Source organism: Compostibacter hankyongensis (genome assembly GCF_039541075.1).
In the GTDB taxonomy this organism is placed as follows: Bacteria; Bacteroidota; Bacteroidia; order Chitinophagales; family Chitinophagaceae; genus Compostibacter; species Compostibacter hankyongensis.
The window spans coordinates 781,930-798,059 of the sequence record NZ_BAABFN010000002.1 but is presented as its reverse complement, the minus strand read 5'-3'; the positions used below and the strand labels follow the sequence as shown (position 1 = coordinate 798,059).

The 16,130-nt window shown below is 54.8% G+C and carries 18 protein-coding genes; 1 reads left to right on the top strand and 17 read right to left on the bottom strand.

Annotated elements, in window-relative coordinates:
• Window positions 1-23 precede the first annotated feature (23 nt).
• From ABD851_RS08050 to ABD851_RS07995, 12 genes are all read right to left on the bottom strand, one after another.
• A complete protein-coding gene (locus ABD851_RS08050) occupies window positions 24-851 on the bottom strand; it encodes a hypothetical protein (RefSeq protein WP_344978025.1) in 828 nt (275 codons plus the stop codon).
• 159 nt (window positions 852-1,010) lie between these two features.
• A complete protein-coding gene (locus ABD851_RS08045; RefSeq protein ID WP_344978023.1) occupies window positions 1,011-1,586 on the bottom strand; it encodes a D-glycero-alpha-D-manno-heptose-1,7-bisphosphate 7-phosphatase in 576 nt (191 codons plus the stop codon).
• 131 nt (window positions 1,587-1,717) lie between these two features.
• Window positions 1,718-2,416: a nucleotidyltransferase family protein gene (locus tag ABD851_RS08040; RefSeq protein ID WP_344978021.1), complete on the bottom strand. Its 699-nt coding sequence runs from the start codon at window positions 2,414-2,416 to the stop codon at window positions 1,718-1,720.
• Window positions 2,413-2,991, bottom strand: a complete 579-nt coding sequence (locus ABD851_RS08035) for a D-sedoheptulose-7-phosphate isomerase (RefSeq protein WP_344978019.1) — start codon at window positions 2,989-2,991, stop codon at window positions 2,413-2,415. Before ABD851_RS08035 ends, ABD851_RS08040 begins: the two co-directional genes overlap by 4 nt.
• Window positions 2,992-3,001: 10 nt before the next feature.
• Window positions 3,002-4,030, bottom strand: coding sequence for a GHMP family kinase ATP-binding protein (locus tag ABD851_RS08030; RefSeq protein ID WP_344978017.1), 1,029 nt, complete (start codon window positions 4,028-4,030; stop codon window positions 3,002-3,004).
• Window positions 4,014-5,180, bottom strand: a complete 1,167-nt coding sequence (locus tag ABD851_RS08025) for a glycosyltransferase (RefSeq protein WP_344978015.1) — start codon at window positions 5,178-5,180, stop codon at window positions 4,014-4,016. Before ABD851_RS08025 ends, ABD851_RS08030 begins: the two co-directional genes overlap by 17 nt.
• Before the next feature lie 43 nt (window positions 5,181-5,223).
• Entirely contained in the window at window positions 5,224-6,162 is a 939-nt protein-coding gene (locus ABD851_RS08020; RefSeq protein ID WP_344978013.1) for a glycosyltransferase family 2 protein, read from the bottom strand.
• A 5-nt stretch (window positions 6,163-6,167) separates the two neighbouring features.
• A complete protein-coding gene (locus ABD851_RS08015) occupies window positions 6,168-6,746 on the bottom strand; it encodes a DUF4199 domain-containing protein (RefSeq protein WP_344978011.1) in 579 nt (192 codons plus the stop codon).
• Window positions 6,747-6,784: 38 nt separating this feature from the next.
• Complete coding sequence (locus ABD851_RS08010; protein ID WP_344978009.1) at window positions 6,785-7,330, bottom strand: DUF4199 domain-containing protein; 546 nt, start codon at window positions 7,328-7,330, stop codon at window positions 6,785-6,787.
• Window positions 7,331-7,342: 12 nt separating this feature from the next.
• Window positions 7,343-8,623 (bottom strand): dihydroorotase, encoded by a 1,281-nt coding sequence (locus ABD851_RS08005; protein WP_344978007.1) that lies wholly within the window; start codon window positions 8,621-8,623, stop codon window positions 7,343-7,345.
• A gap of 141 nt (window positions 8,624-8,764) precedes the next feature.
• A complete protein-coding gene (locus tag ABD851_RS08000; RefSeq protein WP_344978005.1) occupies window positions 8,765-9,502 on the bottom strand; it encodes a sulfite exporter TauE/SafE family protein in 738 nt (245 codons plus the stop codon).
• 54 nt (window positions 9,503-9,556) lie between these two features.
• Complete coding sequence (locus ABD851_RS07995) at window positions 9,557-10,627, bottom strand: NADH:flavin oxidoreductase/NADH oxidase (RefSeq protein ID WP_344978003.1); 1,071 nt, start codon at window positions 10,625-10,627, stop codon at window positions 9,557-9,559.
• A gap of 178 nt (window positions 10,628-10,805) precedes the next feature.
• On the opposite strand from ABD851_RS07995, the gene ABD851_RS07990 reads away from it, so the two are divergent.
• Window positions 10,806-11,159, top strand: a complete 354-nt coding sequence (locus ABD851_RS07990) for a response regulator (RefSeq protein ID WP_344978001.1) — start codon at window positions 10,806-10,808, stop codon at window positions 11,157-11,159.
• A 9-nt stretch (window positions 11,160-11,168) separates the two neighbouring features.
• Here the strand turns inward: ABD851_RS07990 and egtD are convergent, their stop codons facing one another.
• From egtD to msrA, 5 genes are all read right to left on the bottom strand, one after another.
• The gene (gene egtD / locus ABD851_RS07985; RefSeq protein WP_344977999.1) at window positions 11,169-12,104 is read right to left on the bottom strand and encodes an L-histidine N(alpha)-methyltransferase; all 936 of its coding nucleotides are present in this window, start codon (window positions 12,102-12,104) and stop codon (window positions 11,169-11,171) included.
• Window positions 12,105-12,117: 13 nt separating this feature from the next.
• The gene (gene egtB, locus ABD851_RS07980) at window positions 12,118-13,269 is read right to left on the bottom strand and encodes an ergothioneine biosynthesis protein EgtB (RefSeq protein ID WP_344977997.1); all 1,152 of its coding nucleotides are present in this window, start codon (window positions 13,267-13,269) and stop codon (window positions 12,118-12,120) included.
• 79 nt (window positions 13,270-13,348) lie between these two features.
• Window positions 13,349-14,728, bottom strand: coding sequence for a mercuric reductase (locus tag ABD851_RS07975; RefSeq protein WP_344977995.1), 1,380 nt, complete (start codon window positions 14,726-14,728; stop codon window positions 13,349-13,351).
• A gap of 11 nt (window positions 14,729-14,739) precedes the next feature.
• Window positions 14,740-15,273 (bottom strand): peptide-methionine (R)-S-oxide reductase MsrB, encoded by a 534-nt coding sequence (gene msrB, locus ABD851_RS07970; protein ID WP_344977993.1) that lies wholly within the window; start codon window positions 15,271-15,273, stop codon window positions 14,740-14,742.
• A 54-nt stretch (window positions 15,274-15,327) separates the two neighbouring features.
• Window positions 15,328-16,032, bottom strand: a complete 705-nt coding sequence (msrA, locus tag ABD851_RS07965; RefSeq protein ID WP_425549947.1) for a peptide-methionine (S)-S-oxide reductase MsrA — start codon at window positions 16,030-16,032, stop codon at window positions 15,328-15,330.
• Window positions 16,033-16,130: the final 98 nt, after the last annotated feature.

Genomic DNA, 16,130 nt, shown 5'->3' with positions numbered 1-16,130 from the left:
TATATTCCGGCAAGCGGGAAGGGCTATTGCCCGGCTTCGGTGGTATCGGTCACCTGCCTGCGGAATTTCAGCGGTGCGGGAACCGGCGGCTTTTTGGAGACCTCGTTAAAGACCTTGTCCACATGCACCCACATGCCGTTCTGCCATTTAAAGCCTTCATAGGTGCCGTCCGGCACGAGGGTGTACTTTCTTTCCGGTGTTTTGTTCAGCGACTGTAAATGATCATAGAGGATCATGTGCATGTCGGGGTCGTAATTCAGACCGGCGTTGCCGTCTTCTTTGTATTCGAGAATAAAGCGGTTGTAGGTGGCGGCGGGCAGGCTATCCCGCTGGTAATGGAAAACCGGCGCTCCGAACACCGGCTGTCCGTTCCGGAAGCTGAGCGCTTCCAGGATCTTTTTATTGCTGCGCATATTATTGCCCTGCCAGCCGAATAGGGTATAATAGGTTTTTCCTTTGTATTCCGTTTTGATCATCTTGTAGTACAAAGCCCCGACCCAGGCGTTGGGGCCGGTAATGGTATCGGCTGCCTGTGCAGTATTGACGGAATGGTCGAAAAAGGGAAACATGCGCAGCGTATTGTTTGCTGTGCGTTGCTGAAGCGTACCGTAGTAACGGTAAGTGCCCATATCGCCGGCGAGAGCCCAGGTAAATATCCGGAAGCTGCTGTCCGGGGGATAGACGACGGATATCTCGCGCAGGGAATCGAATTGAAAATAAAAAGAGCCCTTTACTTTCAATGCCTCGACAAGCTGGGGGACGAAAGTCCTGCAGGCCTCCAGTCGCTGTTCTGCCAGCGGCGCATTGACGAGCGTATGGGTCAGCTTTTTCAAAGAATCCTGTTTTTGCATCAGCAGGTCCCTGTTTACGGCGGACAATTGCGCTTGTGCCCGGAGGCAACAACTGCACAGCATCATGAAAAAAAGCAGTTTCCCTGGCATCAGACCTTGTTTACAGGTAATATAACAATAAAAGGAGGTAAAAATTGCATGGTCACAGGAAATTGATGACTATCCGCCCGGGAGCCGCGCCCAGCGCAGGGCATTGATCAGGTCGGAAAGATGGGGAAAAGCCATGTCTACCAGGGGGTGGGTATCGTCCAGCTCAGGGTGTGTGGTCTGCAGCAAGCAGGTATACATGCCCAACCTTTTCCCGAATTCCATATCCGACAGGTTATTGCCGATGATGAGCGCACGGCTGAAGTCGAGCTGCGGAAAGTCTTTCTGCGCCGCCAGCCCCATGCCGGTATTGGGTTTGCGGCAGGGACTCTCCGCTTCCATGTCGGTACAGCAGTAGATCCTGTCCAGCCGTCCGCCTGCCGCGGTAATGGCCTCGGTCATGTGGAGATGGATGTCTTCCAGATCGCGGAGGCTCATCACCCCTTTGGCCACTCCCCGCTGGTTGGTGACCATCAGGATGGTCCCGAATTGTTTGGCAAAATCGCGGAGCGCGGGTAAAACGTCCTCATAAAAGACAAACTGTTCCCAGCAGCGGACATAGTCGTCCGGCCGCTCCACATTGATGACGCCGTCCCGGTCCAGGAAGAGCGTCCAGCGCCGGTCGATATGGGGAAGGGCAATGGTCATGGGTCGGTATTTTCCGGTTTATCTCGCGCACTATGATCTTTAAAGGTCTCGATGAACGCTGCGCGTTTTTGGTTCGTGGGTCTAAAGTTCAAAGTCTAATATCTAAAGTTCCTTTTCCAGGCAGATAAACCTTAGACTTCTTTCATTTCCCGTTGCGCTCTTTCATAATCCTCCGGTACTCCGATGTCGATAAAATAAGCATCTTCGGTATAGCCGAAGAACGGGTATTGACCGGTGCCCGGAACCAGGAACTCATTTTCAAAGGAAAACTTTTCCGGAAGGGAAAGACCCAGCAGCTTCTCCCGCTGCAGCAGGTATATCCCGCCGTTGATCAGTCCGTTTTCCACAAATTGCTTTTCCGCAAAACCGGTGATCCGTTGTTCGGCATCAGCCTGCACCGATCCGTACCGGCTGAATGCCCGCATGGGCTTCAGGGCCAGCGTTACCAGCGCCTGCTTCTCGTGGTGCAGGGCGTACATTTTACCGAGGTCTACCGGGAAATATGTGTCTCCGTTCAGTACGAACACGTCGTTTTCCCCGGCATATTCCAGGGCATACCGGATAGCTCCTCCGGTACCCAGGGGTTCGGGCTCGATCACATATTGCAGGGACAGCCCCTGTCCGTGTTGCCTGCACCATTCGGTGACCTGCTCATGCCGGTGACCGAGCGAAAGGATCACCTTGCGGATACCCTGCGCGCGGAGCTGCCGGAGCACATAATAGAGGAAAGGACGGCCCGCTACCGGCGCCAGGCACTTGGGCAGATCGTTTACCACGCCGCGGAGGCGCGTGCCCAGCCCCCCGGCAAGCACGATGGCTGTGGAGGTCATTCGCTGAAAAGCTTTTCCTCCACCAGCTGGCAGATGATATGGCCTACGGTGATGTGCGCTTCCTGTATTCTTGGGGTATCCGTTTCCGGTATATTGATGAGGAGATCGCTCAATGACTTCATGCTGCCGCCGGTAGCCCCGGTAAAGCCGATGGTGATCATCTGGTTGAAGCGCGCCTGCTCGAAGGCTTTTACGATATTGACGGAATTTCCCGAAGTGGAGAGCCCGATGAGTACATCACCCGGATGGCCGATGCCTTTGATCAGCCGGGCATAGATCATATCGTAGCTATAGTCATTGGCCACGGCGGTCAGATAAGAGGTATTGCAGTGCAGCGCCTCCGAAGGCAGCGGTGTGCGGTCTTTATAAAAACGACCCGAGAACTCAGCGGCCAGATGCTGGGCATCTGCCGCGCTTCCCCCATTACCGCAGAAAAATACATGATGTCCCCCGCGGAAGGCATCCAGCACGGTCTCTGTTGCCCGCAGAATGGTTTCGAGCAAAGCTTCGTCTTCCAGGATGGCCTGTTTGGTATTGATCGAGGCCTGCAGGATATGTTGTATCTGCGCTTGCATAATAAGGGGTTTACTGTTTATTGCTCCAGGTGCACAGCCCGTTTTTTACAAACTGGTACTGCTTGAAATAGCCGTCGAAGTGCTGCAATGCTTCCATGACGGCATAACGGGTGTTGCCGGGGCAGTAAAAGATCATGAATCCGCCGCCCCCGGCCCCGGAGATCTTGCCTCCCGTAGCGCCGGCTTTTTGCGCGGTGGTATAGATATCGTCGATCAGCGTGTTGGAGATGCCGCTGGCCATCTGCTTTTTGTACCGGAAGCCATAGTCGAGGATATGGCCGATCTGGTCGGTTTCGCCGCGGAGCAGGGCTTCCTTCATCATCCGGGACTGCTCCTTCAGCCGGTGCATGGCGTCGATGGATTTTTCCTGACGAGTTTCCACATTCCGGCTCTGCGTTTCAATGATAGCGGAGGAGAGCCGGCTGGTGGCGGTAAAGTACAGCAGCAGGTTATGCTCCAGCTCATAGAGATATTCCTGCCGTATTCGCAAAGGATTTACGATCACCTTGTCCCCGGCATAAAATTCCATGAAGTTGACGCCTCCGAAGGTGGCGGCGTACTGGTCCTGCCGTCCGCCGGCCATCCGGAGGTCGTTCCGTTCTATATCGTAGGCATAGTGGGCCAGGTCGTACTCACCCAGCGGCAGCTTCAGCCATTCCCCGAAGGCGCCGAGGATGGCCACCACCAGGGTGGAGGAGGTGCCCAGACCCGAGCCGGCAGGCACGTCCACATAAGTGCTCAGCCGCAGGCCGCGGGGTTGCAGGGCGTATTGCCGGCAGATGCTGTTATAGACGCCTTTGGCAAGGTCCAGCTTTCCGTCTACCGGGAGGGTGTCTGTGAGCGGGAAAACCTGCTGCTCCTGCCGGTCCAGCGCTTCAATGATGATCTTTGGCTCTTCCAGCAGGGTAATGGAAGCATGGGCGTACAGGGATACGGTGGCGTTCAGTATGGCGCCACCATGGAGGTCTGCATACGGACTTACATCCGTGCCGCCACCGGCCAGCCCGATCCTTAAAGGTGCTTTACTTCTGTACAACATCGCTCAGCTCAAGAATGGTCCGGGCCATACGGGCCCAGGAATATTTTTGTTTTTCTTTTTGGATAAAAGGCACAAAATGCGCCTCCCCAAAGGTATAGTATTTCAGGATGGCGCCGGCCAGGGATGCCGGGTCGGGGTCCGTTACGAGGCCGACCTGCTCATCGGGGACCATCTCGGGCAGCCCGCCCACCCTGGTGACTACCATGGGCTTTTCAAAATGATAGGCCATGGGGGTAATGCCGCTTTGCGTAGCCGAGCGGTAAGGCTGCACCACCAGGTCTGCGGCACAGAAATAATATTTTACAGCGTTGTCCGGGATAAAGTCTGTGCGCAGGATAAGCTGGTCCGCCAGCCCGTATTGTTCGATCAGGCGGTCGTATCTGTCCCGGTCTTCATAAAATTCCCCCGCGATCAGCAGACGTATGCCGGCCTGCCGGATCCGCTCGTCATGCATGGCTTCGAGCAGGAGATCAAGCCCTTTATAAGGACGGATAAACCCGAAAAAGAGGATGATCTTTCCGGTATCGGGCAGGTCCAGCTCGCGGCGGGCAGCGGCTTTCGGAACGGGGGTGCCGAAATTGTCGTACAGCGGATGGGGGATCAGCCGGGCCGGTTTGTCGGGGGTGAAGCGGCGCAGGTCGTCGAGCACGCTTCGGCTCATGGCGATAAATGCGTGGCAGGCGCGTATGAAATAGCGGGTGAAGGCGCGGTCGCCCGGCCGCTTCTCATGCGGGATGACATTGTCCAGGATGGATACGGCTTTTGTGGAGCGGCCGCGGCAGGCGATCCGCAGCAGGGTGCCGAAGCAGGGACCCATGAACGGCAGCCAGAACTTGCAGACCACGATATCCGGCTGCTCTTTCCGGATACGCCGCCCGGTAAACCACCAGTTGAGCGGGTTGACGGAATTGACGGCAACGCGGATGTCCAGCTCCGCGGGAGGCGGTTCCTCCGAATACTGGCTTTTTCCGGGAAAGAGAAAAGAAGGATACTGCAGGGAAAAGGTATAGATCAGCACCTCATGGCCCATCTGCTGAAACTCGAGCGCCAGGCGTTCGTTATAGGCTGCCAGCCCGCCGCGCAGCGGATGGGCCGACCCGATGATAATGATCTTTTTTCGTATGCTGCGCTCCGTTATCTCTTTTTCCATGATCGTATCTTCGGATATTTTGCCGCTCCCGGAAATGGTGTGCTCAGAGCCGGATGCGTTCTTCTACCAGATAATGGTTCCGTTCCGCGGCGTTGCGGGTGACCAGCTCTGCCAGGAAGCCCGTGAGGAACAGCTGCGCTCCCACGATGATGGAGACGAGGGCAATATAGAATATCGGCCGGTCCGTCATGTTGTATTGCTGAAAGGCAAATTTGGCGATGCCCAGGTACACGCAGATGCAGAAGCCGATAAAAAAAACCAGCGTTCCCAGCGAACCGAAGAAGTGCATCGGCTTTTTGCCGAACCGTCCCACGAACATGATGGACATCAGATCCAGGAAGCCGTTGATAAACCGTTCCAGTCCGAACTTGGAGATACCATACTTGCGGGCGCGGTGCTCCACCACCTTTTCCCCTATCTTCCGGAATCCGCTCCACTTGGCGATGACCGGGATATAGCGGTGCATCTCGCCGTATACTTCTATGGATTTTATTACCCTGCGGCGGTAGGCCTTTAATCCGCAGTTGAAGTCGTGCAGCCGGATGCCGGACATTTTCTGGGTGACGCCGTTGAAAAAACGGGAAGGGATGGTCTTTGAAAGCGGATCATGCCGCTGTTTTTTCCAGCCGCTGACCAGGTCGTACTGTTCTTCGGTGATCATCCGGTACAGTTCGGGAATTTCGTCGGGACTGTCCTGCAGGTCGGCGTCCATGGTAATGACCACCTCGCCTTTTGCCGCCCGGAATCCTTCGTTCAGCGCAGCGGATTTTCCGTAGTTGCGCTGGAACCGGATGCCTTTCAGACAGGGGTTGCTTTCAGCCAGCTGTTGGATGACCTGCCAGGAAGTGTCCGTGCTGCCGTCGTCCACCAGGATGATCTCATAGTCAAAGCGGTTAGCCTCCATTACCCGGCTGATCCAGGCACAAAGCTCCGGTAACGACTCCTCTTCGTTGAACAGGGGAATGATCACGGAAATATCCATATCGGTCAATTCGGGTTTGCGGTTAGTGACTCATCCGGGCTGTCCGGCGTCATCCTGCGATCGTCCGGCGCTTTCCTTTTTACGGCAAAGGCGATGATCAGCGAGATGAAGAAATAAATGATCAGGGTGGTGCCCAATCCTACGAGTGAACCCCCGATGCTGACCTTGCTTTTTTCTTTCAGGGTGGCTGTCTGCTCCTGTATCTTTTCAGCCGAGGCGCCGGACCGCTTCATCATCTGTATATACTGGCTGGCCCTTTCCTGTTGCACCTGCTGATCGAAAGCAGGATCGATGACCTTAAAAAGCAGGTACTGGAAAAGCACATTCACGACCGCCACGATGACCAGCACCACAAAAGCGGAACGGAGCGCGTCCCTGAATTCGAGGTATCCGCCCTGCCGGCGCCGTTTCAGCAGGGTGGCCGCTACAGCCAGCAATACGATGACGGCGAAGCCGATCCATTGGTAGGTGCTCATGAAATAATACACACCCGCCCGGTAGAGCAGGTAGTTGGACAGCACGGATACCAGCGCGGCTATTGCTCCAAAAATCATTCCGGTATTAGAAGAAGGTCGGTTGGCCATAATGATGAAAAGAATTTGGCTATAAGAGCCGGACCGGCTTAAATGCCGGACGGCGGGTTTTCTCCCGGTGTTTCCCCGGTCATTTCGGGATGGGCGTCCTTTTTGGTGACGGCTGCACCGATCAGCGAACCGATAATACCGGTGACAAGGTTAAAGAAGATGCTGCCTATTATTGCAAAAACCATGAAAAAGCGGGAAGTAAAGGCAAGCCCCTGATCTATCTGCTCTTCAGACAGCTGCTTATGTTCCATCTTCTCCCTGGCTATTTCCAGGGCGCGGGACTTGACATCGGGGAAGAGCAGGATAAAGACAACCAAAAAAACAAGCATGATCAGCGTAATAATCAGCGTTGTTTTGAAACCGCTGCCGAACAGCTTTCCGAAGGAGGCAGTATAGGCTTCGGATTTACCATAGCTCCGGACTTCCATGAGGACGCCGATTAACAGAAGAACCTGGTTGATATAACCGAACCAGTTTTCCTGGGAGATCCCAAATACATAGCCGATGACCTGTACCAGGATAAGGATGATGGAGATGGTTATTGCATAGCTGATATGCATTTTTGTTGCGGTCGTGTTTTCCATGAGGATTATGGTTTAGGGGTTGAGCAGATGAAGCTGTTGTTTGTTATAGATGCCCAGCGGCTTCCCCTTTAAAGTCCTGCCGAGAAAAGGGGTATTCGCGGATTTGGAACGCAGGGCCTCCCGGTCGAAAACCCATTCCTTTTCCGGATCAAAAAAAGTAAGGCAGGCCGGGGCGTCTTCCTGCAGGGTGGCGGAAGGCAGACCGAACAGCTCCCTTGCCCTGCCGCCGAGCAGTTGTGCCAGCCGGTCGGCAGAAAGTCCGGGCAGGGCTTCCCGCAGCAATCCGAAGCAGCTTTCCAGCCCGATCATCCCTTCGCCGGCATATTCAAATTCCTTTTGCTTGCTGTCCCGGTCGCGGGGCAGGTGATGGGTAGCGATGCAATCCACGGTGCCGTTTTCCACGGCTTCCCGCAGCGCCTGTACATCGTCGTTATTCCGCAGGGGCGGGTTTACCTTCAGGTTGCTGTCGTATTGCTCCAGCGCCGCGTCGGTCAGCAGCAGGTGATAAGGGGTGACGGAGCAGCTGACGGCCAGGCCTTCTTTTTTGGCGGCGGCGATCAGGGCTATGGATTTCCGGGTCGATATCCCGGTAAAATGAATCTTTGAACCCGCATAACGGGTCAGCTCAATATCCCGTTGTACGAGAATGTCCTCGGCCAGGGCCGGTTTGCCGGGCATGCCCAGGCGGGTGGAGTGGATACCTTCGTGCATAAGCCCGTGCCGGGAGATGCTGGTATCGTCGGGCAGCTGGATGATGGTGCCTTCAAAAGCCTTTACATACTGCAGCGCTTTGAGCAGCAGGCCGGAGGATTGTATGGGATGAAGGCCGTCGGAGAAGGCGACGGCGCCGCTTTGATGCATCTCGTACATCTCGGCGAGGGAGCTGCCCTCCAGCGACCGGCTGACGGCTCCGATGGGATGAATGCTTACCGGAAACGGGCGGGCCCGGTCCAGCACATAGGTGATCTGGGCTTTGGACTGCAGGCAGGGCGACGTGTCCGGTATCAGCATCACGTCGGTATAGCCGCCGGCGGCTGCGGCCAGACTGCCGCTGCGGATGTCTTCCCGGTATTCCATGCCGGGATCGCAGAAATGGGCAAAAAGGTCTACCCATCCCGGGGAAACATGCAGGCCGGGCTGCTCCAGTACCTGCACCTGCCCGGACGGCGCATCAGGGCGCAGCGATGCGCCGATTTTTTTTATCCTGCCGTCTTCGATAAGTATATCCTGCAATTTCCCGTTAAAGGAGGAAGCGGGATCAATGATGCGGGCCTTTTTGATAAGGAGTTGCATGAAATTAGCCGGGCTTTTCGATGATGACAGGTCAACAGCTTGTCAACTATGCCGGTCCCTGTAGGGCTACGCACCCAGGCGGCCGCTCCTGTCATAAAGGTCAGCAGCAAAAGTAATATAAAAGTTTGAAAGCCGTTCTCCTCAGCCCAGGAAGGTCTCCGCCAGCAGCAGGGCTCCTATGCCGGCAAGACCGAGGTAGACGTACCGGTAAAATCTTTCACCCTGCAGGCGGTGGTTGATCCATCTTCCCAGGAAGATGGCCGGCAGCATGGCGGGCAGGCTCCACAGAAAGTAATCGGTGACCGCAGCTACCCAAAGCCCTTCCAGCCAGTAGCCGGCCATGCCGATCAGGCTGGCGGGAAGAAAATAGGCCTGCAGGGTAGCCCTGAAATGCTGGGCCGTCCAGCGGCGCATAGAACCGTACAGGGCGAGGGGAGGACCATTCAGCCCGTAGGCGCCTCCCAGCACGCCGGCCACAAACCCGCATCCGAAAAGCCAGGCCCGGCTGCCGCTTACGGCGGGCCTCCTGCCCGACAGGAAGTAAAGGGAAAAACCTATGATGATGACGCCCAGTACTGCCTTTACGATCTGCTCATTCCCCGAGGTGAGCAGCATAAGACCCAGCGGTATGCCCAGCAGGGTAAAGAATACCAGGCCTCCTGCGCTGCGGATATGGATCTTTTTCCAGTCCTGTGCCACTACTATACCGGCTACGGAAACAGAAACGAGCACCGAAACAGGAACGGCTATATCCAGCGGAAGACGAAGCGCAAGCAGGGGCACCGCCACCAGCGATTCTCCGAATCCGAACGTGGAGCGGATCAGGGTAGCCAGGAAAATAACGATCATCACGTAGGCGGTAACGGCGTCTATGTTCATTTTTGATATGGGAGCTTTCCTACCCGGAATTGGGTATAAACAGGGACAATCTTTCTAATTGCGGTGTGGTTTGGCGCGTTCGTACTGCACCGGCCAGGAAATTTCCTGCCCCAGCTCCTGCGCGGCATGCAGCGGAAAATAAGGATCCCGCAGCATCTGCCGGGCCAGCAGCACCAGGTCTGCTTTATCTGCAGCAATAATATCCTGTGCCTGCCGGGCATCGGTGATCAGGCCTACCGCGCCGGTAGCCATACCGGCTTCCCGTTTCAGCTTTTCCGCAAAAGGCACCTGATAGCCGGGGCCGAGCGGTATCCTCACCGGTGCATTTCCGCCGGACGAGCAGTCGATTAGGTCAACGCCCTCGGCCTGTAATTTCTTTGCAAGGAACACGGAATCTTCCGGCGTCCAGCCTTCGTCAGTCCAATCCGTTGCAGATATCCGCACAAACAGGGGGAGCTCTTCCGGCCATACTGCTCTGACTGCCCTCGCAATCTCCACCGGCAGCCTGCACCGGTTTTCCAGGTTGCCGCCGTATTGATCCGTACGCCGGTTGCTCAGGGGAGAATAAAACTGATGGATAAGATAGCCATGTGCCGCATGCAGCTCAATCACTTTAAAACCCGCCTCCCGGGCCCGCAGGGCCGCAGCAGCGAAATCGCTTATCACTGCGGCGATCTGCCCTTCGGAGAGGGCCGCAGGAAGACGGTCTTCCCCGCGGAACGCCAGCGGCGAAGGCGCCAGCGGTTGCCATCCGCCTTCCGCTTCGGAAAGCTGATTTCCGCCCTGCCAGGGCGTGGCGCAGCTGGCTTTGCGACCGGCATGCGCGAGCTGTATGCCGGGCACGCTGCCCTGGGAGGCGATAAAACCGGTGATCCTTTTCAAAACAGGAACATGTTCGTCCCTGTATATGCCGAGATCGCCGGGAGTAATGCGCCCGGCCGGCGACACCGCCGAGGCTTCCGTCATCACAAGCCCTGCCCCACCTACCGCCCTGCTGCCGAGATGTACTACATGCCAGTCGTTGGCAAAGCCGTCTTCCGAGGAATACTGACACATGGGAGAAACCGCTATTCTGTTCCGGAAAGTAATGCTTCGCAGTGTTAAGGGATCAAATAAGGAGGCCATGCTGTTGCTGTTGGATGAAAAACGGGGCAAATTTAACCAATCTGCGGCTTTCCTGCCGCATTATCCACACTGGAGATCTGCCCCGTTCTGCTGTATTTCGTAAAGTGCCGCCTGCCGGCCTGGTTTTTGAGCTCCTGCTAAAGATATTCCGGTTATAAGCCCGTAAAATAAAACCACCATGAAAAAGATCATTTTTGTGGATGACGACGATGGTATACTCGATATTGCAAAGCTGGTTTTTGAACGGGATGGCTATCAGATCACACTGATGTCCAACGGAGAAACCCTGCTGCAAAATGCCTTTGAGCTGCCCGATGTTTTTATCCTGGACAAACAGCTGCCGGGGATGGACGGGCTGGATATCTGCCGCACGCTTAAAAACAGGGAGAGTACAAAAGATATCCCCGTCATTATGCTTTCCGCCAATCCGGATATCCGGGAGCTGGCGCGGAATGCGGGAGCGGATGAGGTGATGGAAAAGCCGTTTACGCTGCAGGCCCTGCGGGACGCCGTAGCCCGGCATACCGCCTGAATATTATATCTATTGCCACAGCGCGTCCAAAAACCATTTTCTGGAGTCAAATAAATGAAGAAGGGGCTTGAAGCCTGCTTCCGCAGCGAGCTCATCTGTCTGCCCGGCCGTATACTTCTGTGAGATCTCCATAAAAATGCGCTCGTCTTTTTCGAAGTGTATCCAGCCTTCCTCGCCGATGCGGACCTTTTGTCTGGCTGTACTTTTTAAAAAGCTTTTACAGGCCCCGGTCTGCTCGTCATAAACAGGACAATGCTCAAACCGGTCCGGGTCAAAATCAGCATCGAGCTCATCGTTTATCCTCTTCAGCAGATTGAGGTTAAATGCTTTGGTGAGACCGGCGTCGTCGTTATAAGCCTTTAATATAATGGCGGGATCTTTTTTCAGGTCAAAGCCGGTAAGCAGCAGATCGCCGGGCAGCAGGCGGGCTTTCAGCTCGCGCAGGAAAGACGCGGTTTCCTCAAAAGGAATGTTCCCGATGCTGGATCCCAGGAAAAGCACCACCTTGTTTTTGCCGGATTGCTGTTTTATTTTTTCCAGCATGGCGAAATACTCGCCGTTCAGGCCGCATACTTCCAGCCCGGGCATTTCTTTTTGCAGCTTTTTACTGAGCTGCATGATGATGTTTTTTGAGATGTCTATGGGATAATAGGTGAAGTCCGCTTTTTGTTCCCGTAGCTTTCGTAACAGATGAACAGATTTAAAACCGTCGCCTGCTCCCAGCTCAACGATGTTGAAGGCTTTCAGGTTTGAGCAGATCAAAGCTGAGATCCGCTCGGCCTGTGTCGTAAAGATCTCCAGCTCACAACGGGTCAGGTAGTATTCCGGGCTCTTCATGATCTGCTGGAACAGCTTATCTCCTTTTTCGTCATAAAAATATTTTGATTGCAGGTATTTGGGCGTCGCATGCAGCCCCTGCCATACATCCCGGAAGAATTGGTTCATATTTTTGAAGGTTTTACTGTGCCAGCCGGATGCCGGTAAATTGCCATCTCGAATACGCCTGGAAAAAATTTCTGTAGGTGATACGGCTGTGGCCGGGCGATGTTGCGCAGGATGCGCCCCGCAATACCATCTGGTTGACCATAAATTTTCCATTGTATTCTCCTATGGCGCCTGCAGCCTTTTTGAATCCGGGGTAGGGGAGATAAGCGCTTTCGGTCCATTCCCAGCGTCGGCCCCAGCTGAACCTGTCGGCGGCGGCTTCCCATTCCGCTTCCGTCGGCAGCCGCATGCCTTTCCAGGACGCATAAGCAGCTGCTTCATAGTAGCTGATATGGCACAACGGCTTTTCAGGATCTGCAGGCGTAAGTCCGCCCAGGGTATAATGATGCCACCGGTCCCCGATCCGGTGCCAGTAAAGCGGCGCCTGTATCTGATTTTTCTTTACCCAGTCCCATCCGTCGGAGTGCCAGAACCTGAAATCTTTGTATCCTCCGTCCTCCATAAATTCCATATAGCTGCCGTTGGTCACCAGGGCGGTATTTATCTTACAAGGCTGCAGGTAGACCTTATGCCGGTTCATTTCGTTATCAAAGCAAAAGCCATCCCCGTCGTATCCGATTTCGTATATCCCTTCCGGTATGTTCAGCCAGCCGTTTTCCTCCGGGACCTCCTGCCCGGCCAAGGCTGTTTCGGCATAGCGGGGAAACAGGGGGTTGTGACCCAGGATATACTTTATATCGGTATACAGCAGCTCCTGGTGCTGCTCTTCGTGATTCAGCCCCAGCACGGTCAGGCCGGCGACCGTTTCGTTCAGGGGAGCACTGAGTAAACGGAGCATGGCTTCATCCACATGCCGCCGGTAACGGTATATCTCCTTTACCCCAGGGCGGCTGAGGTTACCCCGGTCCGTACGGATGACACGGGCGCCCACGGTTTCATAATAGCTGTTAAAAAGAAAATTATAATCCGCATTGAATTCCCGGTAACCGGGGAGGTGGGGTTTTAGCAAGAAGGTTTCAAAAAACCAGGCAGTATGTCCCAGGTGCCACTTGGGCGGGCTGACGTCGGCAACCGGCTGCACCACATAATCTTCCGTCTCCAGCGGTCTGCATATTTCTTCGGTACGTTCCCGGGTGGCTTTGTATCGGATGGTCAGCGCGGTCATTAGTCAAAGGTCAAGGGTTAAAGGCAAAAGGTCAACGGTCGGTAGTCAACAATCAATGGTCAATGGTCAGTGCCTGCCGCTATTCCAGCTGGCTGAATAAATTGTTTAGCGATTCGGCGAAGGTGGGGTGGGCCAGGATCATCTTGCTGATTACATCGCCGGTGACGCCCCCCAGCATGGCCATCTGCAGCACCGACATGATCTCGCCGCCTTCGGAGCCCAGTATGGCCGCCCCCAGGATCTTGCGGCTGTCTGCATCTACGACGGCTTTCATAAGCCCTTTTGTTTCCCCGGTCTCTATGCCGCGTGCCACGTGCTCCATGGGCAGCCTGGCCACCTTCACGGACAACCCCTGCTTACGGGCCTCTGCTTCCGTGAGGCCGATGCGGCCCAGCTCGGGATCGGTAAATATGCAATACGGTACCATTCTGTTCCCGGCGGAGGAGTACCCGTTGTTCAGGATATCATCGCTCAGCACCACATAGTCGTTATAGGAGATATGGGTAAATGCCGGTCCCCCCTTGACATCGCCCATGGCAAAAATGCCGGGTATATTGGTTTCCAGCCGTTTGTTTACGGATATATATCCCTTGTCGTCCGTCTCTACCCCGGTGGCTTCCAGGTTCAGCTCCTCTGTATTGGGTGTCCGTCCTGCCGCCAGCAGCAAATGCGAACCTGTGATCCGTTGCTCTTTCCCGTCTATCGTTGCCGTCAGCGCTATCTTCCGCTCCTCCTGTCCTACCCGGTCTGCGCGGGCTTTTATCCGGATGTCGATACCTTCTTCCGACAATATCCCGAACATAGCGCCGGCAATGTCTTCATCTTCCCGGGACAGGAAGCGGTCTCCCTGTTCCAGTATCGTTACCCGGCTGCCAAACCGCTTGTACATCTGCCCGAATTCCAAACCGATGGGGCCGCCGCCGATGATGATCAGGTGTTCCGGAATTTCTTTGTATTCCAGCAGGGAAGTCGCGGTGAAATAAGGGATTTTATCCAGGTCCTTTATCGGGGGGATGGAAGTGCGCGTACCGGTGTTGATAAAAATATATCCGGCGCCAAGCTCTTCCGTACGTCCGTCTTTCAACGTGACCAGGAGCCGTTTTTCACCGGTAAAGGCAGCGCTGCCTTCATACAGGTCCAGGTTGGGGGTTTCTTTTATTCCTTTTTCAATACCGGTACGGGAGTGTAATACGATCTTTTCCTTTCTGGCGATGACGGCGGGCATGTTTACGGTATAGCCGGCCGTCTCAATGCCGTAATCGCTGCTTCTGCCGGCCTGGTAGGCCATCTTGGCCGAGCTGATCATGGCCTTCGTGGGCGTGCAGCCGTCATTTACGCAGGTGCCGCCCAGCCACCGTCTTTCTATCAGCGCGGTCTTCCAGCCGGCAGCGGCCAGTTTTCTGGACAGCGGGGTTCCGGACTGACCCGAACCGATGATGATGGCTTTATACGCTTTCAATTTTTTAAATCCTATTTATCCGGTTCAAAATCCAGGGAAACGGAGTTCATACAAAATCTTTTATGGGTAGGGGGAGGACCATCGTCAAAGATATGACCAAGATGCGAATTGCATCTGCCGCATTCCACTTCGATGCGGTGCATCCCATGGGAGTTGTCTTCCTTATAGATCACGCTGTTGGGCCTGATCGCCTCAAAAAAGCTGGGCCAGCCGCAGGTGCTGGCAAACTTGGCATCGGAGCGGAACAGCACATTGCCGCAAACCGCGCAGTAATAAGTGCCTTTGTCGTCACTGTTCCAGTACTGCCCGGTAAAGGCCCGCTCGGTGCCCTGTTCGCGGGCCACATGGTACAGCTCAGGCGAAAGGATCTTTTTCCATTCTGCATCGCTCACCTCGAGGTGCGTCGTATCCGTATGGGAATAATAGGGATTGTCTTTCTGATGTGCTTTCATGGCTTTGGTTTCCTGGGCGTTGCTTTTGCAGGCGGCCTGCATCATAAAGGCAAGCAGCAAAAACAGGACCGGTTTTAAGGTTAGTGGCTTCATTGTGCTTTGTTTATACGCCGGATACTGTGCCGGTATGTAGGTGCCGATGGGCGGTTACCCTCCGGTTTTCTGGTGTTTCAGCTTGTCTTTGAATACTTTTTTAAACTTGTCCAGCTTGGGAGCGATCACAAACAGGCAATAGGGCTGGTTGCCGTTACGGCTGTAATAATCCTGGTGGTAATCCTCGGCCCGGTAAAATTGGGTCAAAGGGCTGACGGTGGTCACGATCTTCGACGGATAAGCTTTTTCCTCATCCAGGCGTTTGATATAATATTCCGCCAACCGTTTTTGCTCGGCGTTATGATAAAAGATGGCAGAACGGTACTGGGTGCCCACGTCGTTGCCCTGTCTGTTGAGCTGGGTAGGGTCATGGGCTACGAAGAAGGCGGCCAGCAGCTCGTCGTACGATATTTTTGAGGGATCATAGATGATATTGCAGGCTTCGGCGTGACCCGTCGTACCGGTGCATACTTCCTCATAGCTGGGGTTGGGCACATGGCCGCCGGTAAACCCGGACACTACTTTAGTGACGCCCTCCAGCTGTTTGAACTGGGTTTCCACGCACCAGAAGCATCCGGCGGCAAAGGTAGCCGTGTCGGAGGTGCCGCTGCCGGCTGGGTTGTTTTTGGCTTCTTCCATGGCTTTAAAGGTAGGGGTATGGCTGATATCGGTACGGTGTTGGGCACAGGCTGCCAACGGCAATAAAAGCAACGTTATGCAGCAGTTTTTTATGCCTGCAGGAATCTGGAACTTGCTCATTTCAGCTTTTATTTTACGGGTAAGGCCTGAAGACGCCCTCACTGTTCAAGAACAGCCGAAGGGGCGCAAAGGTTGACCTTATTTACGGATATAGTCCC

What these genes read in the sequence shown, in the direction of transcription:
- msrA (WP_425549947.1), bottom strand. Translation starts at nt 16,032, where the DNA reads ATGAGCAAGTTCCAGATTCCTGCAGGCATAAAAAACTGCTGCATAACG.
- egtD (WP_344977999.1), bottom strand. Translation starts at nt 12,104, where the DNA reads ATGAACCAATTCTTCCGGGATGTATGGCAGGGGCTGCATGCGACGCCC.
- ABD851_RS07990 (WP_344978001.1), top strand. Translation starts at nt 10,806, where the DNA reads ATGAAAAAGATCATTTTTGTGGATGACGACGATGGTATACTCGATATT.
- ABD851_RS08045 (WP_344978023.1), bottom strand. Translation starts at nt 1,586, where the DNA reads ATGACCATTGCCCTTCCCCATATCGACCGGCGCTGGACGCTCTTCCTG.
- ABD851_RS08000 (WP_344978005.1), bottom strand. Translation starts at nt 9,502, where the DNA reads ATGAACATAGACGCCGTTACCGCCTACGTGATGATCGTTATTTTCCTG.
- ABD851_RS08015 (WP_344978011.1), bottom strand. Translation starts at nt 6,746, where the DNA reads ATGGCCAACCGACCTTCTTCTAATACCGGAATGATTTTTGGAGCAATA.
- egtB (WP_344977997.1), bottom strand. Translation starts at nt 13,269, where the DNA reads ATGACCGCGCTGACCATCCGATACAAAGCCACCCGGGAACGTACCGAA.
- ABD851_RS08035 (WP_344978019.1), bottom strand. Translation starts at nt 2,991, where the DNA reads ATGCAAGCGCAGATACAACATATCCTGCAGGCCTCGATCAATACCAAA.
- ABD851_RS08050 (WP_344978025.1), bottom strand. Translation starts at nt 851, where the DNA reads ATGCAAAAACAGGATTCTTTGAAAAAGCTGACCCATACGCTCGTCAAT.
- ABD851_RS07995 (WP_344978003.1), bottom strand. Translation starts at nt 10,627, where the DNA reads ATGGCCTCCTTATTTGATCCCTTAACACTGCGAAGCATTACTTTCCGG.
- ABD851_RS08005 (WP_344978007.1), bottom strand. Translation starts at nt 8,623, where the DNA reads ATGCAACTCCTTATCAAAAAGGCCCGCATCATTGATCCCGCTTCCTCC.
- ABD851_RS08040 (WP_344978021.1), bottom strand. Translation starts at nt 2,416, where the DNA reads ATGACCTCCACAGCCATCGTGCTTGCCGGGGGGCTGGGCACGCGCCTC.
- ABD851_RS08020 (WP_344978013.1), bottom strand. Translation starts at nt 6,162, where the DNA reads ATGGATATTTCCGTGATCATTCCCCTGTTCAACGAAGAGGAGTCGTTA.
- msrB (WP_344977993.1), bottom strand. Translation starts at nt 15,273, where the DNA reads ATGAAGCCACTAACCTTAAAACCGGTCCTGTTTTTGCTGCTTGCCTTT.
- ABD851_RS08025 (WP_344978015.1), bottom strand. Translation starts at nt 5,180, where the DNA reads ATGGAAAAAGAGATAACGGAGCGCAGCATACGAAAAAAGATCATTATC.
- ABD851_RS08010 (WP_344978009.1), bottom strand. Translation starts at nt 7,330, where the DNA reads ATGGAAAACACGACCGCAACAAAAATGCATATCAGCTATGCAATAACC.
- ABD851_RS08030 (WP_344978017.1), bottom strand. Translation starts at nt 4,030, where the DNA reads ATGTTGTACAGAAGTAAAGCACCTTTAAGGATCGGGCTGGCCGGTGGC.